At 68.2% G+C, this 21,008-nt stretch carries 20 protein-coding genes; 10 read left to right on the top strand and 10 right to left on the bottom strand.

Features of this window, described 5'->3' with window-relative positions; translation table 11 throughout:
- Positions 1-279: 279 nt before the first annotated feature.
- The 4 genes from ACLQ29_RS31800 to ACLQ29_RS31785 all read left to right on the top strand — a co-directional run bounded on the left by ACLQ29_RS31800 (position 280) and on the right by ACLQ29_RS31785 (position 6,746).
- Positions 280-1,794, top strand: a complete 1,515-nt coding sequence (locus ACLQ29_RS31800; RefSeq protein WP_425775069.1) for a tyrosine-type recombinase/integrase — start codon at positions 280-282, stop codon at positions 1,792-1,794.
- 37 nt (positions 1,795-1,831) lie between these two features.
- Positions 1,832-3,118, top strand: coding sequence for an IS256 family transposase (locus ACLQ29_RS31795; RefSeq protein ID WP_425775068.1), 1,287 nt, complete (start codon positions 1,832-1,834; stop codon positions 3,116-3,118).
- Between the two features lie 274 nt (positions 3,119-3,392).
- The gene (locus ACLQ29_RS31790) at positions 3,393-3,932 is read left to right on the top strand and encodes a hypothetical protein (RefSeq protein WP_425775067.1); all 540 of its coding nucleotides are present in this window, start codon (positions 3,393-3,395) and stop codon (positions 3,930-3,932) included.
- A 162-nt stretch (positions 3,933-4,094) separates the two neighbouring features.
- Complete coding sequence (locus ACLQ29_RS31785) at positions 4,095-6,746, top strand: ATP-binding protein (protein WP_425775066.1); 2,652 nt, start codon at positions 4,095-4,097, stop codon at positions 6,744-6,746.
- Positions 6,747-7,362: 616 nt separating this feature from the next.
- Here the strand turns inward: ACLQ29_RS31785 and ACLQ29_RS31780 are convergent.
- Positions 7,363-8,592, bottom strand: a complete 1,230-nt coding sequence (locus ACLQ29_RS31780) for an EVE domain-containing protein (RefSeq protein ID WP_425775065.1) — start codon at positions 8,590-8,592, stop codon at positions 7,363-7,365.
- Between the two features lie 518 nt (positions 8,593-9,110).
- Here ACLQ29_RS31780 and ACLQ29_RS31775 point away from each other — a divergent pair.
- Genes ACLQ29_RS31775 through ACLQ29_RS31765 form a run of 3 tightly spaced genes read left to right on the top strand, consistent with a single transcriptional unit; the run spans position 9,111 to position 10,870 of the window.
- Positions 9,111-9,776, top strand: a complete 666-nt coding sequence (locus ACLQ29_RS31775; RefSeq protein ID WP_425775064.1) for a hypothetical protein — start codon at positions 9,111-9,113, stop codon at positions 9,774-9,776.
- A complete protein-coding gene (locus tag ACLQ29_RS31770; protein ID WP_425759461.1) occupies positions 9,769-10,086 on the top strand; it encodes a hypothetical protein in 318 nt (105 codons plus the stop codon). Before ACLQ29_RS31775 ends, ACLQ29_RS31770 begins: the two co-directional genes overlap by 8 nt.
- A 34-nt stretch (positions 10,087-10,120) precedes the next feature.
- Positions 10,121-10,870 carry a hypothetical protein gene (locus ACLQ29_RS31765; RefSeq protein WP_425775063.1) on the top strand — a complete coding sequence of 250 codons (750 nt, stop codon included), beginning with the start codon at positions 10,121-10,123 and terminating at the stop codon, positions 10,868-10,870.
- A 9-nt stretch (positions 10,871-10,879) separates the two neighbouring features.
- Here the strand turns inward: ACLQ29_RS31765 and ACLQ29_RS31760 are convergent, their stop codons facing one another.
- Entirely contained in the window at positions 10,880-11,527 is a 648-nt protein-coding gene (locus ACLQ29_RS31760; protein ID WP_425775062.1) for a hypothetical protein, read from the bottom strand.
- A 53-nt stretch (positions 11,528-11,580) separates the two neighbouring features.
- Here ACLQ29_RS31760 and ACLQ29_RS31755 point away from each other — a divergent pair, with 53 nt between their 5' ends.
- A complete protein-coding gene (locus ACLQ29_RS31755; protein ID WP_425775061.1) occupies positions 11,581-11,832 on the top strand; it encodes a transcriptional regulator in 252 nt (83 codons plus the stop codon).
- Positions 11,833-11,914: 82 nt separating this feature from the next.
- Positions 11,915-12,445, top strand: coding sequence for a hypothetical protein (locus ACLQ29_RS31750; RefSeq protein WP_425775060.1), 531 nt, complete (start codon positions 11,915-11,917; stop codon positions 12,443-12,445).
- 76 nt (positions 12,446-12,521) lie between these two features.
- Here ACLQ29_RS31750 and ACLQ29_RS31745 read toward each other — a convergent pair whose 3' ends face one another.
- The 8 genes from ACLQ29_RS31745 to ACLQ29_RS31710 form a co-directional block, all read right to left on the bottom strand.
- Entirely contained in the window at positions 12,522-12,959 is a 438-nt protein-coding gene (locus ACLQ29_RS31745) for a hypothetical protein (RefSeq protein WP_425775059.1), read from the bottom strand.
- Positions 12,960-12,977: 18 nt separating this feature from the next.
- Positions 12,978-14,114 carry a tyrosine-type recombinase/integrase gene (locus tag ACLQ29_RS31740; protein WP_425775058.1) on the bottom strand — a complete coding sequence of 379 codons (1,137 nt, stop codon included), beginning with the start codon at positions 14,112-14,114 and terminating at the stop codon, positions 12,978-12,980.
- The gene (locus ACLQ29_RS31735) at positions 14,102-14,485 is read right to left on the bottom strand and encodes a helix-turn-helix domain-containing protein (RefSeq protein WP_425775057.1); all 384 of its coding nucleotides are present in this window, start codon (positions 14,483-14,485) and stop codon (positions 14,102-14,104) included. Before ACLQ29_RS31735 ends, ACLQ29_RS31740 begins: the two co-directional genes overlap by 13 nt.
- 110 nt (positions 14,486-14,595) lie before the next feature.
- Positions 14,596-15,066 carry a hypothetical protein gene (locus ACLQ29_RS31730; RefSeq protein ID WP_425775056.1) on the bottom strand — a complete coding sequence of 157 codons (471 nt, stop codon included), beginning with the start codon at positions 15,064-15,066 and terminating at the stop codon, positions 14,596-14,598.
- Positions 15,067-15,289: 223 nt separating this feature from the next.
- Positions 15,290-15,841: a DNA cytosine methyltransferase gene (locus ACLQ29_RS31725; protein ID WP_425775055.1), complete on the bottom strand. Its 552-nt coding sequence runs from the start codon at positions 15,839-15,841 to the stop codon at positions 15,290-15,292.
- Complete coding sequence (locus tag ACLQ29_RS31720) at positions 15,838-16,704, bottom strand: hypothetical protein (RefSeq protein ID WP_425775054.1); 867 nt, start codon at positions 16,702-16,704, stop codon at positions 15,838-15,840. Before ACLQ29_RS31720 ends, ACLQ29_RS31725 begins: the two co-directional genes overlap by 4 nt.
- Positions 16,701-17,684 carry a TRM11 family SAM-dependent methyltransferase gene (locus tag ACLQ29_RS31715; RefSeq protein ID WP_425775053.1) on the bottom strand — a complete coding sequence of 328 codons (984 nt, stop codon included), beginning with the start codon at positions 17,682-17,684 and terminating at the stop codon, positions 16,701-16,703. The genes ACLQ29_RS31720 and ACLQ29_RS31715 overlap by 4 nt, the downstream gene beginning before the upstream one ends.
- Complete coding sequence (locus tag ACLQ29_RS31710; protein WP_425775052.1) at positions 17,677-18,606, bottom strand: hypothetical protein; 930 nt, start codon at positions 18,604-18,606, stop codon at positions 17,677-17,679. Before ACLQ29_RS31710 ends, ACLQ29_RS31715 begins: the two co-directional genes overlap by 8 nt.
- Before the next feature lie 836 nt (positions 18,607-19,442).
- Here ACLQ29_RS31710 and ACLQ29_RS31705 point away from each other — a divergent pair.
- Entirely contained in the window at positions 19,443-20,321 is an 879-nt protein-coding gene (locus tag ACLQ29_RS31705; protein WP_425775051.1) for a hypothetical protein, read from the top strand.
- The last annotated feature ends 687 nt before the right edge of the window (positions 20,322-21,008 follow it).

Genomic DNA, 21,008 nt, shown 5'->3' with positions numbered 1-21,008 from the left:
GCAGTTACCGATCTGACGACCACTGCGCGGATCATGGGACTGTCTCGTTCGGTCGCGTACGACCTGGCCAAATCCGGCCAGTTCCCCGTCCCGGTGCTCCGATTCGGCAGCCGCTACCGGGTGCCGGTTGCGGCCATCCTCCACGCCCTGCACCTGCCGCCCAACCAGCACAGCCATCCGCCGGAGCACGAGCCAACCGCAGGCGGAGAGGCAATTCAGGACCGTCCTCGACCGATCCTACGGTCACCTACTGCCGCAGGCTCGGTCCGAGGGACACACGTGAACAGGGCGAAAGGGTCCGTTTTCAAACGCTGTTCCTGCCGGGACCGCGAGGGCCGCAAACTCGGCAACCGCTGCCCGCAGCTCCGCCGGCCCAGCGGAGCGTGGAACCCCAACCACGGCCGGTGGGCCTACCAACTCGAACTGCCCACCCACCCCGGCCAGGCGCGCCGGCAACTACGCCGCAGCACCTTCGACACCCGCGACGCCGCCACCGGCGACCGCGACCACGCCAAAGCCCTACTCGCCCTCGCCAGTGACGAGCCGGCCGTCGCCGCCGAGATCGCCGACATGCTCCTCGCCGTCACCGTCGGCGCACCACTGCCGGACCGCGACACCATCGCCCGACGGGTCCGCGCCGGACTGCCCGCCACCGTCACGACCACCGTCGGCGAGTACCTGCAGTCGTGGCTGGCATCCCGCCGCAGCCTCAGCAGCGTCCAACCCAACACCCTGCTGGCCTACGAGTCGCACATCCGCGTCCACCTGGTCCCACACCTCGGCGCCATCGCCCTGGTGAAACTAAGGGTCGAGCACGTCGAAGCCATGTTCGCCGCCATCGCCGAGGGCAGCACCGCCATCGAGATCGCCCGCCAGAGCGACGACCCCACCATCCGCGCCAGCGTCCGCGGCCTGCGCACCACCAAACCTGCCAGCATGCACCGCATCCGCGCCACCCTGCACAAGGCACTCAACGACGCCATCCGCCGCGGCAACAACCGGCTCATCGACTTCAACCCCGCCGCCCACATCGAACTGCCCTCCGGGGTACGCCCCAAAGCCCGGGTATGGACCACCAAAGCCGTACAACGGTGGCGCGACACCGGCGAGCGGCCCAGCCCGGTCATGGTGTGGACCCCGCAGCAGGCCGGCGCGTTCCTCGACCACGCCGAAGAGCACGACATCGCCCTCTACCCACTGTTCGCGCTCATCCTGCACCGCGGACTGCGCCGCGGCGAGGCCGTCGGACTCACCGACACCGCCGTCGACCTCGACAACTCCCTGATCAGCGTCACCCAACAGATCGCCACCCACGGCTACACACCCGTGATCAAGAAGGTCAAGTCCGAGTCCGGCAACCGAATCATGGCCATGGCCAGCATCACCCGCGTCGTCCTGCGCGCCCACCACGCCCGCCGCGCTCAGTGGAAACTCGCCGCCGGGCACACCTGGCCCGACACCGGACTGTTCTTCGTCCAACCCGGCGGGAAGCCCTGGCACCCCAACGCCGTCACCGACCGCTTCGAAGTCCTCGTCCGCGACGCCGATCTACCCCCGATCCGGCTGCACGACCTACGGCACTGCGCCGCCACCTACCTCAAAGCCGCCGGCGCCGACCTCAAGGACATCCAGGAACTCCTCGGCCACTCCTCCGCCGCCATGACCGACGTCTACACCTCGGTCATCGCCGAACTCGACGTCGAACGCGCCAAAGCCGAAGCCGCCGCCGAATTCCTCTCCCGCCACCGAGGACGACCTGCCGGGTCTGTGGATTTAAGGGTGTTTCCGGCCTGACCTGCCGGGCGTTGTGCCTGGTGAGGAGGGTGCCGTGATGACCGCGACACAGAACGATCAGGCTGGACGTAAGAAGCGGGCCGAGCCGTCGGCTGAGGCGAAAGCCGCCGTCGAGCTGGTCCGGGCGGCCAAGGAACAGGGCCTGGCGTTGACCGGTCCGGATGGGCTGCTGAGGCAGTTGACCAAGACGGTCCTGGAAACCGCGTTGAACGAGGAGATGACCGAGCACCTCGGTTATGCCAAACACGAACCCGACGGCGCCGGCTCGGGCAACATCCGTAACGGCACCAGGGCGAAGACGGTGCTGACCGACAGCACCGGGCCGGTGCAGATCGACGTGCCGCGGGACCGGGCGGGCACGTTCGAGCCCCAGATCGTCAAGAAACGGCAGCGCCGGTTGTCCGGGGTCGACGAGGTCGTGTTGTCGTTGTATGCCAAGGGTTTGACCACCGGAGAGATCAGTGCTCATTTCGCTGAGATCTATGGCGCCTCGGTCAGCAAGGAGACGATCTCGCGGATCACTGACAAGGTGATCGAGGAGATGACCGACTGGTCGCACCGGCCCCTGGACGAGATTTACGCGGCGGTGTTCATCGACGCGATCGTGGTCAAGGTCAGGGACGGGCAGGTCGCGAACCGGCCGTTCTACGCCGCGATCGGGGTCACCCTCGACGGGGACAAGGACATCCTCGGGTTGTGGGCCGGCACCGGTGGTGAGGGCGCGAAGTTCTGGATGAGCGTGCTGACCGACCTGCGTAACCGAGGCGTCAAGGACGTGTTCTTCCTCGTCTGCGACGGCCTGAAAGGCCTACCCGAGGTCGTCACGAACGTGTGGCCCCGCACGGTGGTGCAGACCTGCATCATCCACCTGATCCGCAACACGTTCCGGCTCACCTCCCGCAAGTACTGGGACCAGATCAAGCATGACATCAAGCCGATCTACACCGCGGTGAACGCCACCGCGGCCCGGGCGGCGTTCGACGACCTGGCCGAGAAGTGGGGCGGCCGGTATCCGGCGGTGATCCGCCTGTGGGACAACGCCTGGGCCGAGTTCATCCCGTTCCTCGACTACGACGTAGAGATCCGCACCGTCATCTGCTCCACCAACGCGATCGAATCGCTCAACGCCCGCTACCGGCGGGCGATCAAAGCCCGCGGCCACTTCCCCAACGAGCTGGCCGCGTTGAAATGTCTGTACCTGGTGACCCGGTCCCTGGACCCCACCGGAGCAGGCAGAACCCGATGGACGATGCGCTGGAAACCCGCGTTGAACGCCTTCGCCATCACCTTCAGCGACCGCTTCCCCGCCGCTGAAACCTACTAACCAAGATCGCCGGAAACACCCTTAGCGAGACAGCCCCGACCTGCCGACCAGGTATCAGTTGTCGGTACTCGTCCCTGGTGACCAGGATGGTGATGGTGTTGATCATCACGACCTGACGGGCGTTGGTCTGTGATCATTGAGCCAAGCTCGACCTGGCATCGCGCCACTACACCTTCGTCGCCGTTGTCCGAGATGGCTGCTTTATGACGTCGCCAGAGAGAGCTGACCAGAGCGTGGGCACACCGCCACGCCGCGTGCCGATACGGTGAGTTTCATGGATGAGCCAAGGTACGGGTATGGCAAAGGGGAACGGCCGTTGTGGTCTTCACGGGACCGCGACGCTGAGGCCGTACGGCGCGTACTCCGCGGGGCCGGGTTTCGTGACGTTGGCGAGCGCCATCTGGACGGCTTTGCGGTGGAGGGCGCCAGCGGTGACGGACCGGAGCCGTTTTACGTCTCGTACTGCGGCTACCCGAAGAAGCCAGGGACGATAGGCCGCTACGTTCAGGCGCTGAGGCGGGCTGGCTTTGAGGTTGAGCCGGACATGAAGCTTGAGGACGTGCTGGTCGTGCAGCGGCAACCCGCCGGCCTGGTATTGAACGCGCCGCGCTCGGGACGGGCCCTGCTGCCGGCGGCGGTCGTCTGCGCGGTACTTGCCACGGTCGCGCTGCTCGCGTCCTGGATGGGTACTGGGCAGGTTCGGCTCGCTGGCGGCATAGGCTCGGCCGTGCTCGGTGTACTGGCGGCCTTCCTCGCCGGACTCTGGTACCGACGCGAGCTCGATGAACGAAGCCGGGGCGAGCAGGCAATTTGAAGCCGCATCACCGCCAGGTAAGCCGGGCGGATGGAGGACCTAGGGGGTCCTCGTCTCGACGGCGTGGGGGAGGATCTCCCGAACCTTTCCTCGTCCGGAGATATGTGGAGGCTTTCTGCCAGGATCGAAGTACCTTGATGGTGTTCGCTCTCGGGAGGTCTGATGCCCGCTGAACTGTTCGTCGGCCGAGAGGACGAGCAATCCGCGGTCCGGGCGCTGGTTGATCGCGCGTGTGATGGCCATGGCGGCTTCCTGATCATTGAAGGTCCGGCTGGCATCGGTAAGAGTGCCCTGCTCCGACACGTCCAGGAGGCAGGCACCCCGGCTGACTTCCTGTCGGTGGGGTGCCACGTTCAGGTGGGGCAGTTGGAGGCGTACGGACCGCTCATTGACCTGGCTTGGCTGATCGATCGCAACAGGCCCAAGAGGAGGCGACTGCTACGACGGTCCGGTGAGGCGGTGAAGCAGCGCTGGCCAGAACTTTTGACGTTGGTTCCGGGAGTGGGGTCGACCCTGAAGATGGTCGCGGAGACTCTCTCCGGCCCGGTGCCCGGCGCTCCGCTGGTCGAGAACCGCACCGCTGCGAGGGCAATGGCGGATGCGCTTCTACACCTCATCAAGGAGAGGTTCCCGGTGGTCATCTCCATCGATGACTTCCATCGGATCGATGAGAGCTCGTGTTCAGTGCTGTCATATCTCGCCAGGGCGGTCGAAGATCAGCGGGTTCTCTTCGTCCTTGCCGGTCGCGACGACGAACTCGTGGCGAATCAAGCCGCGCGCCTGCTTGTGGATGACCTAGTCGTCACCGGGCTCGCTCAGCGGATACGGCTACGGGGTCTGCCTGTGTCGGCCATCGCCGAATACGCCGAGCGGATGTCTGCGCCTGACGTAGCGCCCGTAGAGCTTGCCCGGCGCACCGGTGGGCATCCGCTCCTGCTTCGGTACTCCCTCAGCAATCGCCGAGAGCTGGCACTGCCGTCAACCCCTGACCACCTACCGAGCGACCTGGTTGCACCGCATCCTGAGGGCATTCAGTTGGCCGAGCAGGTGCGGCTGGTGGTGGCCGCGCGGCTGAGCCGCCTCAGCGACGACGACCGTCGGCTGTTGGCTGTTGGAGCGGTTGAGGGACGGGAGTTTCACAGCAGCATCGTGGCAAGGGTTCTCGACACGCGTCATGACGGGGTCGCGGATCGGCTGCACCGGCTAGCCAGGGACACAGGGCTGCTGCAGCTGCTTCCGCCAAACACGTGGGACGACCGGCTGGAGGCTGACCGCTATGCCTTCGAGCATGACCTGGTGCAGGAGGCTTTGTATCTCGACCAGAGCGAGTGGCAACGGCGGGATCGGCATCGGCGGATCGGGCGGGTCTTGCATGAGTACTCGGAGGATCATCGAGATCTGACGCAGGATTTGGCGCTTGAGCTTGTGCGACATCACCGCTTGGGGCGGGACTGGCCCGCGGCCGGGCGAGTAGCGCACTTTGTCGCGTGTCGGCTCTCTCAAACCGGTGCGTCAGCACCCGAGGTTGTCAAGATCGCCGAGCAAGGCCTCGAGTGTGTTCGGCGCGCCCCAGTGGACGAGGAAACGTGCCGGCTCCGAGCCCAGCTAGTTGAGCTCTTGCTGACGGCCAGCGAGCTGAGCTGGCGGACCAGACCAGAACCCGACGGGACCGTGCGCCTGGAGGCTTTGTCAACGGAGGCGATGCGGGCGGCAGAAGGCTCCGGGGATGCCAATCTACGGATCCGCGCCCAGTACTTGCACGGCAAAGTGTTGCTGTACACACGAGGAGTGCCGGCCGCGCTCCCTCTGCTACGGGAGGCATGGCACGAGGCGCTGAAGAACGGCGACGCGGTTAGCATCCTGTTGGCGGGCTGCGAGTACGGGCGGCAGCTACCCAAGACTGACGTGGAGGGCGGCTTGGCAGTCCTGGCACGTGCAGAGGCCGCTGCCTCCGAGGACGACTCCGTGCGACAGTCCGAGGATCCGGTCGTCCAGCGCGCCCGCCACATGGTCGCATTACAGATCGGCGTCAACCTCTACGACGCAGGCAGGCTGGGTGCTGCGTTGGCCCGGTTACGGGCCACCATCCCGCAGGTGCGGCGACGCCCCAACCTGGGACTGCTACCGATCGGTCTCAACTATCTGGCACAGGTAGAGGCCGGGATCGGCAACTACACGGAGGCCGAACAGTGCCTAGCCGAGGCGGTCGGATCTCGCGATGAAGAAGAGCCAGACGGTTGGCATGCCGTCAACCTGGCGTACCTCGGGGCCCGCCGCGTGCAAGACCGCAGGGACGCCTTGGGACTACGCCAGCTGAGGGACGCGCAGGCTGAGGCAACGGTGACCTGGCAGGCGAACCTGGCGCCGCTGGTCGCGAACCTGTACGCGGCGAGCCTCTTGAGCATGGTCGATGCCGATCCGGCGTACGACGAGCTCGCTGGCAACGTGCTGCGGAACTGCCTTGATGAAACCCAACGCACCGGCATGCGGCGTAGCGAGATTGTCACCCTTTCATTGCTAGGGCAGTGGCATCTCAGCCGCGGTGACGGTCAGCAGGCTTTGCGGTTCAGCGCACGTGCGACGGAGCATCTGCGCGAGGCAGGATGGCGGCTCGCCGCGGTTGTGGCAGAGGAGATTCTCTACCGGCACGCGGCCGTGCAGCGTGCGCTGGGCCACGATGGCGAGGCCAACGAGTCGCTCCACCTCGCCCGAGCACTGGTGCTCAAGAAGGCAACCACGCTGGATGGTCGCCTTCGGGACCGCTTCTTGCGCGACGTACCAATCAACCGGTCGATTCTTGAAGAGGCTCACTGAGCCTCAGCGAGGTGAGAGCCGCAGCCCTGATTCAGTGCGGCAGTGACGGCTCAGCAGGCAGATCCCATCGGCTTTCGAAGCGGCTCTCTCAACTCCCTCCACCGTCCCCGCCGCCCGGCGCTATCCGGCCCCCTTCGGCGAGGCTCCAGGTGCGGGCCAGAGGTGTCTATGCGCCGTCGGCAGGCCAATCGCAGCTTGGTGGACGGCGGCTGCACTCTGGCCGAAACTCGGTACCTCGACGTGGAGGCCGAGCTTGCCGTGCTGGTAGTGCGTGGCTAGCCCTCGGAGATCCCCCGGTCCCTGCAATAGCCGCCGTTGCGCGTCGCCTGCATATTTGGCTGACTGGACGCTGGGCGCGGTAGCCGATCCCCCGGCCTAGGGTCAGGACGCCTATGACCGTGTCGGCGTGAGAGCACGGGGCCTGCGGGCCCATGCCTGCGGTGACCTGCATAAAGGCCAGTGCCGAACGTGCGACCTTCAATCGCAAGCGGCAACTTCGACCTCGGCAGACGCGGCCTCGGAGGCCTTCTACCGGTGTAAGGGCGGGCGATCGCGACGTCGGCCCCCAGATGCCCCCATGCCGTCCGATGCTGATCGTCGCCGATGAACTGCTGTGTCAGCTGCGGAAGGTATTTTCGCGGTGCCAAGCGAAATAGGCAGCGCTGCTGGTCGTGTGAGCGTCTACTCGTCGGTCTGCCAGCTCTGCCAACCGTTGATCTAGCGCGGCCCTGTTGCCCGGGTCGCCGGTAACGATGACATGACCGGTGGGGTCAACAGCGATGTAGCCAGCCTCGAAGAGGGCGTCGCACCCAAGTAGGCATGCGGGCATGGCGATGTGGTCGAGGTCGCGTGCCTCTTGTTCCGTACAGACCGCGCGCTTCTTGATGTGGGCGGCACGGAGGAAGCGGACCGGGTACGTCTCCCCGCAGATAGCACAGTCGGCGTCCGTGGCTGAGGCGAAAAGGCGCTGGCGCAGCAGGGCTTGCTCACCACGATGAGTGGCTACGCCGAACCGTTCGAGGTCGCCATCGAAGGTGAATGCGCCGGTTGCGGCGTCGAGCTGCGGTGGAGCGTCGAGGGTGATCACAGGAGGGCTACCGGACGAGCGGGCACCCGGCAGGGTGAGCAGTACCGCTCCGATGAACGCACTCCGGTAGGTACTGGTACGCGGGTGAAGCTCGACGCACCCGTCGCGCAGGAGGCGCCTGAGGGCATCGTCGACCCAGGCGACCGGTACAGGCTGGCCGTTGGGGCTGCGTTCGGTGCTGACGATGACGTGTGGAGGGCGTACTTCGATGACGGTGTTGAGTCGACCTGATGCTGTGGTCAGCGGCCGGCCGACCAAGCGGCGTAGGAGGTCGGTCGCGCCGGTCATCGCCTCGGCGGGTAGCTGGCCGTTGACCGAGGTGCCTCTGCCGAACGAGTGTCGTGCGACGGCCAGCCACTGTCGGTCTGTCAGAGGAAACGGGTTGCCCGACCACGGCCGCGTGAGTATCGCGCTATCAGCGAAGTCCTGATCGCCAGCGAGGGCGGTGCGTGGCACCGGCTGGTCCAAGAATCGTCGCGTGAGCCGGACCGGCACCACCCAGCGGGCGGCGACAGGATCAGGCGGCTCGGCGTAATAGCCATCGTCGACTCGCCCCTCTGCCACCGGTGTTGGAGGACCGGTGGTGTGGCCCACCGCTACCACCCCGCCGGTGCTTCCGGTCAACCAGAGAGCAATATCCTGATCAGGACGGATATCGCTGAGGTGACGTGTTGCCGTCCACGCGGTTATCTCATGACCATCGGCGACGAAATCATGGATGCGCCACTTGGTCGGGTTGCATTGCAGGAGCCACCGCACGAGACACCTCCAGCAGTCACCCATGAACTCTCGGCACCGTGCTGGCGCCGAGCGTCGGCTCGGACGGTAAGGGTAGGCCGATCGGCGCTGCTCGCGGTGCCCGAGGCAGGCCCCCTGCGACGCCGGCCGATAGAGCTGGCCCGTACTTGGGTGCACCTCACCGCAGCCAACGAGATCTCGAATAGCCTGGTCAGAGCCCTGTGTACGACCGACGTCCTAGACGACGGAACAGTCGGTGCGCCCGTGGTACGCGATTAGACCTCACCGTCGGTACCGACCGATGGTGCCTTGGCGATCGTCGGCTGAGCGACGAGTGAAGGCATCTCGGACGTTGCGCTCGAAGGCTTAGGCATCGGCAGCCGCCCGATCCGCGAACTCGGCCAGTTTCCCCCGGTGAGGGCATCGCAGCACGGCGGGCACGGGTACTGCGGGTTGACGAGGTTTCACGTACGGTGGTCGTGCCTTTGGAGATCGGGCCCATTGGGCACCCGCTGGTTGCTGAGGAAACTGAGGGACGGATGAGCGACGGACGCGACCCACGCCTGTCGCTGGCAAGCCTCGATTTTTTCGGTGATGAGGCCGCGCTTCAGCAGCGCGTCGAGCAGGTATTGCGGGAGGGCGGGATTCCGTCCCAAACGGATGGTTTCTGCGGATCCGATGCCACCGGATCGGTTTCGGTAGTCGTCGATACGCGACGGCGGGTTAAAGCTGTCCTGGTTAGCCGCGAGTGGCGTAGCGAGGTTGGCGTGGCTCGGTTCCCGGTGGTGCTCTTTGAGGCATATAGCGCTGCCGTCGGCGCCGCACTGGAACAGGCCGCCTTGAAGGAATTTCAGCAGGGGCAGGCTCCGCCGACACTGCCACGACCGACCGCGGTGCAGGCGTCGCCGGAGCTCGATGAGGACGTGTGGTCACGGGCGACCTGGCGCACGCTGCAGGGCCTCGACGCGGAGCTGGATCGGGTGGCGCAGCTACGCGTTTCCCCAGTCGAGCAGGTCATAACCAGCCCCAACGGTTGTCTGACGTTGCGGATTCGCGCGAACAGCATTGTCGGTATCACCGGCGACACGGGACGGATCGCCCGTGCCGACGCCGGTCAGCTGCAGTTCGACGCACGGTCCGTCCTTCGCTCCTTCGACCTCGCAGGGGCAGATCAACACGACTTTGAGGGGTGGTCGCGTGGATGAGCTGAACGTCATCACCGACGCGTTGCGTACCGAGGGCGGCAAATGGTTGCAGCTGTCCGACAGCGCTACCGCCATCAAGGGCGCCACGGACGGGCTGAGCTTGGATGCCTCTGCCTTCTACATCGGCGACGTCAACGCCGGCGTCCACTCAGCCGCGTACCGCGACTTCCACACCTTCATGGTCGCGATCCTCGCCGGGGCAGCGACGGAGTTTGAGCAGGTCGGTGACGCCCTTCGGCGCGTCGCCGACGCCTACGACCGGGCCGACGAGGTGATCTCGCTGGACCTCAACACGATCTACAAAGCCTAAGCACGGACGCGACGACCCGGAAGGACACAAGCCGATGCAGCCCGCACCGCCGGACCTGGAATACGGCGAGCCGTTCAACAAGGCCTTCGACCAGATCCGCGTCGGCGTGGACCTTGCCGTCGAGGGGTTCAACGACGTCGTCTCGCGGGTCAACGAGTGGGCGTGGCTGATCGGCCCGGCGGCGCTGCTGTGGATCAAGCACAACATTGACGCCGCGCGCCGCGGCCTGCGGGAGGTCATGGATCGGGTTGATCACGCGATGGAGCACCAGATGCCGGTGCTATCGCTCATCTCAATGAGCTTCCGGTGGATCACCGAGGTAAAGACGCCCGTCTCCCAACTGTCGTTCGCGATCAGTGAGCCAATCGACCAGAACCTGGTCAAGTGGACCGGCGACGCGGCCCGCGCCTACGCCGACAAGGCTGGCAAACAGCGGGCGGCGGTCGACGAGTCCGTTCTCAAGGCGGAGTTCATCAGTCAGTGGCTGTTCAAGATCGCTAGGGCCAACGTTGACTACGCCGTCGAGCTAGCGACGATCGTCACCAACCTGGCAGGTAAGTTCGCCCAGGCCGCCGTCGACGCGACGACGGTCATCAACATTCCCTGGGCCATCGACACGTTGGCCAAGTCTGTCGGCGATATCGTCACCGCGGGGTTGGACACCCTCCTGCGGATCGGTGAACGTTTCGTTGACGCGCTGGGTAACGTCCGGGACATCGCGACGCAGGTCGGTGACTACTCCAAGCTCCCCGGAGGCCGTTGGCCCGAAGCCGTCCGCGGGTAGCGCCTGTCGTCAGGCGTGCGGCACGGCGGTGAAGGTCGCCTTGAGGATCGTCAGAGCTTTCGCGGCGAGTGCCTCTTTAGGCAGGTAGGAATCGCCGCCTACCGCGAGCCAGACCTTCACCACCAGGTTGGCGTCCCGGGCGTGGAGCATGTACTCGGTGTACTTGAAGCCAGGGTCCGACCGTTTGAGGAACCCCTCGGCCTCCTCGCCGACGTCGGCGACGGGGCCGTCCGCCGTCATGCCTGTCACCTGCTGGGTCGCCGTGTAGAGGCGTCCCGCCTCCTCGGCGCTCGTCAACGAGGAGGCTTCCACTAGCAAGTTCGCCTGGTGGTCGTCCGCGGTGCGCATCTCGAACAGGCACGACGAGCCCTGGCGCGCCAGCGGCGGCTTCGGATCGGTACGAGCGACCCTCACCGACAAGTCCGCCAGGGGCGTCAGGTCGGTACGCCGGCACAGGTCGAGGTTGGTGGCGTCGTAGGAAGGGCCGACGGCGGGCGCCGGGCTACTGGTGGCGGGAGCACCGGCGGCCGGCGAGGTGGTGACGGCCCGGCGCGTCGCTGGTCCGCCGTCGTCACACCCCCCGATAACCGCGAGCGTTACCAGAAGGCCGACAACCAGCGCCCGTTTCCGGGTCCGAGCTTCCACGCTGTTGACCATACCGTCAGCTGCGCCAGGCGATCGCCCGTGCTGGTTACCGTTATCGTCGAGGCATGCCCCGCGAGACCATCGAATCTGTCGCTCGCTCCCGCTCCATCACCGCGGCGGCGGTTCTGCAGCAATTGGTCGATCTACGCGCCTACCCCCACCGGCATCTTGCCGTGGCCGCCTATGCCCCCGGTGGGGCCAGCATCGGCCAGGCGCTCGCCGCCGCCGACTACCTCAGCCACACGGGGTGGGAACTCATTAACGTGACGGAGGTTGGGAGCAGCAGGACCCTGCACGCGATCATGCGACGCAGGTGAGCCCGTAGACGTCGGGCCCCATCGGCGCGTCAGCGGTTGACCTGACTGCCTAGCCTGTGGGAGATAGGCGAGCTTCCACATCGTGCTTGTACGGGAGGAAAGCAGAGTGGAGGGATCTTCGGCAACAATTGCCACCGCCCCGCGCACGATCACCAGGGTCGTCGCGATCGCCGCCGACGACACCTTCGCCCACGTCTACTCGAACGTGCGGCAAATGATCGAGGATGGGTTCGGTGATGCCGACACCCGTCGGGGGGCCCTGGAATTCTTCAACGCGGCAGGCGGCCAACTAGTGCCGGTGTTCGGGCCGGCGTGGCAACTGGTTGACCTACGGGACAGCCGTGACGCACCCGACGCCGCCCGACTGCGCCAGCGTCTCGCCACCGTAGTGGACCACGTCGTGGCATACCTCAGGATGCACCCCGAGTTCGTTCAGGCGAGCGGCCTGACACTCGATGAGGCAATCCTCCAACTGCCCCGACCGGCCGAGCAGGATCTCGCCCACGTCCTGGCCCTCTTCCCACACCACGTCGGCGACGACAGAACTATCCGGCCGTTCAGCCAGGGGGGCTGGTTCCACAACAGCCTTCACGCCGCTGGCTGGACGCACTGAGCCCGGCTACGGCGCCCCCGCCGTCTGTGCGGACGCATTAGCCACGTTCTCCCACTGGGTTCGCCGTCGAAAGCCCCTAAAGATCATCGGGCCACCAGTGTGGATCAAGGCTCTTGCCGTGGCCTCGCGGGCATCGTCCGTAGCCGGTGTTAGAGACGTTCCAATGGCGGTAGCAGTACGGGGCGTCGCACTGGCCGCAAAATCCGGCGTCGTCGTAGAAGCCCGCAGAGGTTACGGCGGCGTACCGGTACGGCTGGGCGAAGGCGTCGGCGATCCGTTGCGCCTCTTCCAGGTCCACCGGTCGGCCGGATCCGTTGCCCGCCTCGATTCCGGAGAACAGCAGCCACCAATGCTGGTCGTCGTGACGCTGACGGGCGGCGGTGTAGGCGTCGCGCTGCTGCGGTGACCAGAACTGCCAGTCCGCAGGTCGGGTACCAGGTGCGACGAGTTCGACGTGCGTTGCCGGTCGCCCACACACCGCGCACGGTGGTTCCGCTACGAAAGCCAGGAGCATGGCTCATCCTCCCCTCTGTTAGGCAACGGCGCGCAGTCGTCGGACGGTGTCGACAGTTCGGTCGGGCTGGGTGGTTTCCCACCGGCGTTGGAGGGCGTCGACGACGTTGGTGATCATCGCTTCGGTGACGTGGCTGTAGATGCCGCGCACGCCGGCGAGGCGGTGACCGAGGCGGCGGGCTTGGGCGATCTCGGGGATGCCGTCCTCGATGAGCCACGTCTTGTGGGTGTGGCGCAGGTCGTGGAAGTGCATGCCGGGCAGGACTGGTGGGATGCCCCGTTGCAGGTTGCCGGCGACCGCGGGGGTCCAGGCGCGGCGGTTGAAGTTGGAGCGCCGCTGGTGATGACCGCGAGCGCCGGGGAAGACGATGTCGTGGGGTTGTTCGGCGAGGTGGACGGTGAGCAGGGTGGTCAGGAAGCGGGGCAGCCGGATGTGGCGGACGGAGTCGTTGGTCTTGGGTGGGCCGAGGAACAGCTTGCCTTCCACTTCGTGCAGCGCGCCGACGTCGGGGTGGACGTGGATGCTGCCGGTGGTGAGGTCGACGTTGTCGCGGGTGAGTCCGGTGAGTTCTCCCCACCGCATGCCGGTGTAGGCGGCGGTGAGGATGAGCAGCCCATCGCTAGTGCGGGCTTGGCGGGCGACGATCGCGGCGACCTGCTCGGCGGTGGCGTGTGGACGCTCGGCGCGGATGCCTTTGGGGATGCGAATTCCTCGGCAGGGGTTGAAGGGGACGCGGCGGTCTTCGACGGCTTCCTGTAGGACCATCGATAAGACCATGATCACGTCGGCCACTGATCGCGGTGAGAGCCGTTTACCGAGGGCGACGGCGAGGGTCTTGACGTGTTGGCGGCGGATGTCGACCAGCGGCAGCGCGCCGAGGGCGGGCAGGATGTGCAGCCGTAGGTGACTGCGGTAGGCGGCCCAGGTGGCGGGGCCCGCTTGGTGAGTCGTCTCCCAGATCGGGACCCAGTCGGCGAGGGGGATGCGTCCGGCGCGGGGATCGATGTAGGTGTCGCGGGCGGTCTCGACCTCGATTTCCTTGGCGCGGATAGCGGCGTCGGCACGCAGGTCGTGGGCTGAGTCGGTGGTGACGGTGCCGTCGGGCAGGCGCAGGCGTACGCGGAATCGGGTGCCGCGTTTTTCTACCCAGGCCATGGTGTGGTCTCCGTCCGGTCGGTGTCGGGTGCGGGGGTGATTGACGCGTGGCTGTCGGGGTGGGGCAAGTCGCCGGTGGGGTGCCGGCGTCGTCGGGCACCGCGCCGGCCGGTGGGGGGTTGGGCGCCGGCGGCGATGATGGCGGCGAGGTCGGCGGATGAGAAGCGCAGGTGCTTGCCGAGGAAGGTGCAAGGAATCTGGCGGCAGCCCGCGCGACGGCGCAGCCATGACTCCGGCACGCGTAGTCGGGCGGCGGCCTCGGTTGGGGTATAGAGCTGCGACTCCTGCTCGTCCTGGTCCGCTGTTGTGTGGTGGAGGGTGGGGGCGGCCGGCGGCGGGCGCCGTCGGGCGCGGGGCAGGTTGGCAGGCATGGGTGGACTCCCGAACGTCGGAGGTTCTGGCGGCTGGACACCGCGGGTGGTGGCTCGTCGCGGACGCTGTGTGGATGCGCCCACGACGAGCCACCCGGGGGCTGGCAGCGCTAGGTGTGCTGGCAGAGCAGCAGTCGCAGGGCGGTCGCCGCTTGGGCGGGGACGACGCCGTTGCCGAGGACCCGCAGCGCGGTGGTGCGGGGCAGCCCGAGCGCGGGGTTGGTGACCCAGTGCTCGGGCAGACCCATGAGCCATTCCACGAACAGCGGTGCGAGGACAGGTTTGCCGTGCCGGCCGGTTTGCGTGGGTTCGGGTGCGGGGCGGCCGAGCAGCAACTCCCAGCGGGCGACCGCAGCGGCGTAGCCGCCCCACCGCTGCTCGTCGGGCTGCCCGAGTGCGGCGATCGTGGTGCGCAGGTCCGCGCCGCCGTCGCCGTGCCGCCCGGGGCCGCGCCCGTCCGACGCGCGCGGGGTGGGCAAGACCCGTACCGCCGCGGAGGGGAGGGTGAGGTCCCCGTGCGAGCCGCGCTGCCCTGGGCAGCCCTTCTCGCCATCGGTGGCCCGCGGGGTGGGCAACAGCACCTCAGACAGTGGGGGCCGGAACCCGGCACCCGCGCGTCGTCCGGGCGTGCCGGTGTCACTCGCCCTCGGGGTGGGCAGTAACCGTGCGGCGTCGATGCGCGTGTGCGCGTGCTGACCGGTGCGAGCGATGCGCCCTGCGCTGGCGGTGGGTAGGAGGCTGTGGGTGGAGCCCGACGGTTCGATGAGGTCGGGCAGGCCGTGCTGGTGGCCGGGTCCTTTGCCGTCACGGGCGCAGGGTGTCGGCAGCGTCCGCATCTCCGCCCCGCTGTGGGGTGGGTGCGGCCAGCAGGAACAGGCGGTCGCGGCGGTGGGCGGCGCCGATGTCGGACGCGCGTAGGCACGTCCAGCTTGTGTCGTACCCGATCGTGGCCAGGTCGGCTTCGACGACGTCGAAGCCTCGCCGCAGGAGGGCGGCGACGTTCTCCACGAACACGAGCGGCGGTCGAAGGACGCGAACGGCGTCGGCGACGGCACTCCACAGGCTGGAGTGCTCTCCGGTGATGCCGGCGCGCTTACCGGCGTTGGAGATGTCCTGGCACGGGAACCCGGCGGTGAGGACGTCGACGGGCTCGACGCGGGTCCAGTCGACGGTGCGGATGTCGCCGAGGTTGGGCACGCCGGGCCAGTGGTAGGCGCAGACGGTGCGGGCGTGCCGGTCGGTTTCGGCATACCAGGTGAGCTGGCCGCCGAGCACCAGCTCGACGGCCATGTCGAGGCCGCCGTAGCCGGTGCACAGCGATCCGATGCGGGGGGCGGTGGTGTGGGCAATGCTCACGTCACCTCCCCGCGCCCGGCGTCGCCTGTCACCGGCTCGCCGTGTGGGCAGGACCAGGGGCCACAACCAGGCGCTTCCGCCGGTTGCGGACGTGGGCGAAGCTGTACCTCGTCGAGCGGCACTCGCTGCCGGTGCAGGAAGAACTGGCCGCGCAAGGGGTGTCCCTCGGCGTTGGCCCGGGCGGAGCCGTTGCGGATGGACCAGTCGAAGGCGACGGCGTCGGCCCACTCCTGCGGGCTGTGCTCGCGCAGGGCGAACCAGAAGCCGTCGTCGTGGAACGGGCAGCCCACGCACGACGACTTCGGGGTGTCCGCGAGGCCGTGCTCGGCCAGGAAGCGTAGGCAGTCGGTGCGTCGCCAGCCGACGTCGAGCAGCGGGTGCACGTTGTGCATGTAGGCGACGTCGGAGTCGCGGGCTCGACCGATCTCGTCGAGGCTGATCCCGATCGCGACCTCTGCCCGGACCCCTGCCGGGACGCGCCTCGGGTTTGGGTATCCCAGCCGGCGCCGCACCTCAGCCTTGATGGGTTTGATCTTGTATTCGGAGGTGCACTGCCGGCGGGCCATACCCCGCTCACCGTTGGGGCCGAGGGTGAACAGAGGCATGGAGGCGAACCGGTGGCGTGGGTCGAGCGCGTCAGCTCGGATATCACCGGCGCTGACGCGCACCACCTCGATTCCGGCCAGTGCGGCGATGCCGGTCAGGCGGTCCAGGTGCCGGTAGACCGCTGCCGGTTCCCAGGCGGTATCGGCGAAGATCGCCGCGGTGAACCCGGAGATCGCGCCCTGGGCGGCGAGCAGCAGGAGCGTGGAGCTCTGCACGCCGGCGCCCAGGGACAGGTAGCGGTGGGTGGGGGGACTCACGCGACCACCCCGGATCCGCCCTCAGGCGTACGGGTCTTGGTGAAGATCAGAACGTCTTCGTGGGCGATGAGGTGCATCGGCACCCCGGACGTGCGGGCCTTGCGGACCTGTTGGAGTTGGAAGAACGACGGGCGGGCGACGAGCTGCCCGTCACGGACGGCGGCGAGGAGGGCGACGCACCGCTCGGTCGGCACGAGTCCGGCGCGCAGGCCGGCGGCGATGACGGCGCTGGGCAGGTCGACCAGCTCGCCGCGTTTGCGCCACGGGCGGGCGGTGACCACGACGGCGCCGCCGGGTCGTAGCAGGGTCGTGCAGCCGCGCAGGATCTCAGCGAACCCGTCGGCGAGGCCGGTCAAGTCGCGGTAGGCGAGGTTGCCTCTGTCCTCGCCGTCGTTGTACCGGTCGTCGTACTTGACGACCCCGTGCTCGCCCGGGCGGACGAGGCCATGGACGGTCGGCCCGTACGGGGGTGAGGTGACCACGAGCGCCACCTGCCCGGTGAGGGCCTTCGGCACCAGCGACATCAGCCGGGTCGCGTCGCCGCGGATGACCGACGCGCGTCCGCTGGCGCCCTGGTCGTGGGCGTGGCGGATGTTGGCGTCGGCGAGGTTCGACCATTGCGGCTCGTATTCAATGCCGAAGGCGTCGCGGCCGGCGTGGACGGCCTCGACCAGGGTGGTGCCGATGCCGCACATCGGGTCCAGGACCAGATCGCCGGGCTGGGTGTAGGCGGCGATAGCGTGGGCGGCGATCGCGGGCAGCATCCGGGCGGGATGCTTGACCGATTCCGGCACGTACCGGCCGCGTCGTTGGACGGGGCCGGTCGACTGGGCGGTGGCCCAGACCGACAGGCTGTTGGTCTCGGCGCGGTGGCGGCCTTCGTAGTCGCGGTGCCGGCCCGGGTGATCCCTGCCGGCGGCGGGGCTATCGGTGTCCGGCTCGCTCGCGCCGAAGGATCCCGCGGTGGTGTGCTCAGCCATGGCGTTCACCGCCGTCGCGGCCACGGCGCCGTCCCACGCCAACCGCGGGAGTCGAGGGCGGGGTGAAGACCATCAGGTCGGCGTGCACCCGCAAGTGGGCGACCGACCATTGCTCGGGGTTGGCGTGGGCCAGGGTGAGCAGCTCCTCATCAGTGCCGAAGTAGATGAATTGGTCGCCGTCGGTGTCGGCCTCGACGGCGACGATGTGCTGCAGGTAGCCCAGTCCCGCCGCGGAGGCGGCGGCCACAAGCGGCCCGAAGTCCTCCGGCGTGGGCTGCGTACCGGCGGGGACGCCGACGACGAGGACGAGGCAGCCGCCGGGGCGCAGCAGCCGCGCGCAGGCAGCGAGGAGCCAGGCGAGGCGGACCCGGGCGGTCGTGCCGGCCTCGTGCAGCGGCCAGGGAGCGACCACCAGGCTGATGGCCGCGTCCAGCGGCCCGTCGTGGGGCGGCCGGATGACCGTGGCGTCGGCGCCGGGCAGGTCGGGGTCGGTGAGGTCGTCGCCGAACCAGTCGACCAACTCGGGCGGGTCCTGCGCGTCGCCGGCCTCCGGCTCGGGCGCGGTGAGCGGGTTGGTTGCGGTCGTGGGCGCCGGCGGGCCGGCGGTGGCGGGTCCGATGATCAGGCTGGAGCTGTCGGTGAACCAGGCGCGGTGGTGCTGGCGACCGCCCTGGGTGCAGATGGGTGCGAGGACGTGGTCGGTGGTGAGGTCGGCCACCGCCTCCCCGGGCCGGCTGTAGGCGGCGACGAGGCGGTAGGCCAGACGGGTGGGCAGGATGGTGTGCGGGTCGGCGTCGGTACGGGCCGTGCGCCAGACCGTGATCGGTACCGGCGGGTCGCCGGCGATCAGGTCGATGAGAGTGGAGTCGGCCGGCTCGCTGTGGTCGGCCTGCGGGTGTGGGTGCGGCGTGTGCGCGCTCATGTGCTGTCGGCTCCGCGCCGCGCCGTGAAGCGCTGACATCCCCAAACCGGGTTTTGTGAGCCTCGGCGAACACTTGCCGAACCCACAACCGCTCACAACGCTCGACCCGGCAGCGGCTGGTCCCGATTTCCGTCGTCCTGCCTGGTGCGCGGGACGTGGCGGCAGCCATCGGCAGGTGGCCTACCGCGACGGGACCGGCGTCGTTCCCACTCATTTCTGTCTGTGACGCTGGGTCACTGACAGAACGCCCTGACGGTGCCGGCGCCGGTTGGAGAGAACGCGTCGGGCGTCGACGTGGATGAGCGTTGCCCAGCACTGTGAGAGGTTGCCGAACTTCGTGTGCCGGGCCGTTGTCATCGGCGCGGCGCGTCGCCTGTGACAGGGTGCGGGATGTCCAGCGGTGACAGCCTGCCCGCGACTGTCACGGGTACGTCGGCAGTCCGCGCGGGCCGTCCCCGGCGAGCGGTGACAGCGGCGCTGTGAGCCGACCCGGTTGTCACAGCAGGCCGCGTGTGTCCCCTGTGAGGTCGTCCGCGCCATCTCGCGGCTCACGACGTGAGCCTGTGCCACCACCTTCGAACCGCGCGGTCACAGACTCCGTCAGGGTGTCACAGGGCAGGTCAGCCGACCTTTGTCAGGCTCTTGCCAACGATCAGCGGCGGTGGCGCGCCGTGCGGGCGGGCCACTGACAGAGGCCCAGTCGAGGGCGACGAATAGCGCCCTGAGCGGCTCTGTCAGGACCGTGTGAGCCTGCTGTGGCGCAATCGATGCCACCGATCGCCGTGACAACGCCGGCGACGGCATTCGCATCCCTTCGGTGTCACAGGAGTGTTGACATGAGCGTGTCCGACGCTATGAACTGGCCGACGTCCGCCCTCGACGCGGCGGCGACCGCCTTCGCCGCGCTGACCTGCGAGCCCGCGCCGCTGGCTCTCGACTGCACGGCGTTCTTCTGCGACGCGGGTCTGCCGCAGCCGGTGATGCCGCTGCCCGCGCTGCGGGACTGGCTGTTGCGCCACCCCCGCGCCTACACGGCGCGTGACGAGGTGTGGCGCGAGCTGATCCGACGCGCCCGCCTCGACGGGCCGCACTGGGTCATCGCCGCGGTCGGCATGGCGATGCCGGCGCTGCAGCGGTACGCGGCCCACCTGGGCGAGGGCTACACCGGCGACCCAGCCGATATCGACGCCGAGATCCTGACCGGGTTCCTGACCGCGCTTCGCGACCGGGCCGACCTGGGCAAACCCGCGCCGTACGCGAGCCTGTGCAAGGCGGCGTGGCGAGCCGGGCGGGACCTGCGGCTGCAGCAGCATCAGTGCCTGCCGGTGCAGGACATCGAGCACCTCGCCCTCGGTTCCCGCACCCCGCCGGTGCCGTACGGGCATCCGGATCTCCTGGTCCGCCGCGCGGTGACCCTCGGGATCGTCGACCCCGAGGACGAGCAGCCCTATATCGACGTGCGGCTCGGTCGACGGGCGATCGAGCCCATAGCCGCGAGGAATGGTGTCAGCGTGGACGCCCTGCGCATGCGGCTGTCACGCATCGACAGCCGCGTCGCCGAGGCCCTCGCCGACGGGCTACTCACTGGGGTCGCGTCGCCGGAGACCACGGCGCGGCTGCGGCAGCAGGCCGAGCAGCGCGGCGGGCGTCGCGCAGGACGTGCCGCGGCCGCCCGCCGCGAAGCCGCCCGGCAGCAGGCTGCCGCAGCCGCCTGACATCCAACCGGCACGGCTGTGGCCCGACGTGCACCGTCGGGCCACAGCCGTTTCCGCTTGCCGAGCGCCCGTCCCAGCAGAACTGCTCCGGAGGTAGCACCCAGCGCTGGCAGCAGAAGACCAGCGCAGGATTGCCAGCAGACCTGCCCGCCGGCACGTTTTGCGGCGCAGGCACCGCTCAGCCGTACCCCTCCGCTCCGACGATCGGAGCTTTCCGCCGTCGTCCTAAGCACCCTGGAACGGACGGGCGAGCCAATTCGGCCTTGTCAAGAACTGTGAGCCCCGGCGGCCCTCACACCGCTCGCACACAGCGGTTCCGAGCCGGCTGCGAGTCCTCGCCCGCAGGCAAGGCTGTCGAGCAGTGATAGCCCTTCACCAGCCCTGTGAGGCCTGCCTGGACCGGGGTGAGCGCGGCAAGTGTTCGCCCAGGCTCACAAATCCCGGTTTGGGGGTGCGGGACTTCGGCGGGCTGTACCGCTCGCCGGTCCCGCCCGCCGCCGGGCGACACGAGCAGCCGCGATCCGCGCGCCTCGGGTGCCGCGCTAGTTGATGCGCTGACACCACATTGATGACCGCAACCCACCCATGAGGGAGGACGAGCTCCTCCCGGGGCTTACGCGGTTCGTGCGCTGCTCGCCTGCGCCCGGCGGCGGTCCCATCGGACCGCTTCGAGCAATCGCCGCCCCC

Source organism: Micromonospora sp. DT228, from assembly GCF_049841595.1.
In the GTDB taxonomy this organism is placed as follows: domain Bacteria; phylum Actinomycetota; class Actinomycetes; order Mycobacteriales; family Micromonosporaceae; genus Micromonospora.
The sequence above is the reverse complement of the archived record's forward strand: the minus strand, read 5'-3'. Positions and strand labels throughout refer to the sequence as shown.

Bases quoted from the DNA above. Each gene is read 5' to 3' on its own strand.
- ACLQ29_RS31765 (WP_425775063.1), top strand. From the start codon at position 10,121: ATGCAGCCCGCACCGCCGGACCTGGAATACGGCGAGCCGTTCAACAAG.
- ACLQ29_RS31710 (WP_425775052.1), bottom strand. From the start codon at position 18,606: ATGAGCGCGCACACGCCGCACCCACACCCGCAGGCCGACCACAGCGAG.
- ACLQ29_RS31735 (WP_425775057.1), bottom strand. From the start codon at position 14,485: ATGCCTGCCAACCTGCCCCGCGCCCGACGGCGCCCGCCGCCGGCCGCC.
- ACLQ29_RS31775 (WP_425775064.1), top strand. From the start codon at position 9,111: ATGAGCGACGGACGCGACCCACGCCTGTCGCTGGCAAGCCTCGATTTT.
- ACLQ29_RS31790 (WP_425775067.1), top strand. From the start codon at position 3,393: ATGGATGAGCCAAGGTACGGGTATGGCAAAGGGGAACGGCCGTTGTGG.
- ACLQ29_RS31795 (WP_425775068.1), top strand. From the start codon at position 1,832: ATGACCGCGACACAGAACGATCAGGCTGGACGTAAGAAGCGGGCCGAG.
- ACLQ29_RS31715 (WP_425775053.1), bottom strand. From the start codon at position 17,684: ATGGCTGAGCACACCACCGCGGGATCCTTCGGCGCGAGCGAGCCGGAC.
- ACLQ29_RS31745 (WP_425775059.1), bottom strand. From the start codon at position 12,959: ATGCTCCTGGCTTTCGTAGCGGAACCACCGTGCGCGGTGTGTGGGCGA.
- ACLQ29_RS31760 (WP_425775062.1), bottom strand. From the start codon at position 11,527: ATGGTCAACAGCGTGGAAGCTCGGACCCGGAAACGGGCGCTGGTTGTC.
- ACLQ29_RS31755 (WP_425775061.1), top strand. From the start codon at position 11,581: ATGCCCCGCGAGACCATCGAATCTGTCGCTCGCTCCCGCTCCATCACC.
- ACLQ29_RS31740 (WP_425775058.1), bottom strand. From the start codon at position 14,114: ATGGCCTGGGTAGAAAAACGCGGCACCCGATTCCGCGTACGCCTGCGC.
- ACLQ29_RS31705 (WP_425775051.1), top strand. From the start codon at position 19,443: ATGAGCGTGTCCGACGCTATGAACTGGCCGACGTCCGCCCTCGACGCG.
- ACLQ29_RS31785 (WP_425775066.1), top strand. From the start codon at position 4,095: ATGCCCGCTGAACTGTTCGTCGGCCGAGAGGACGAGCAATCCGCGGTC.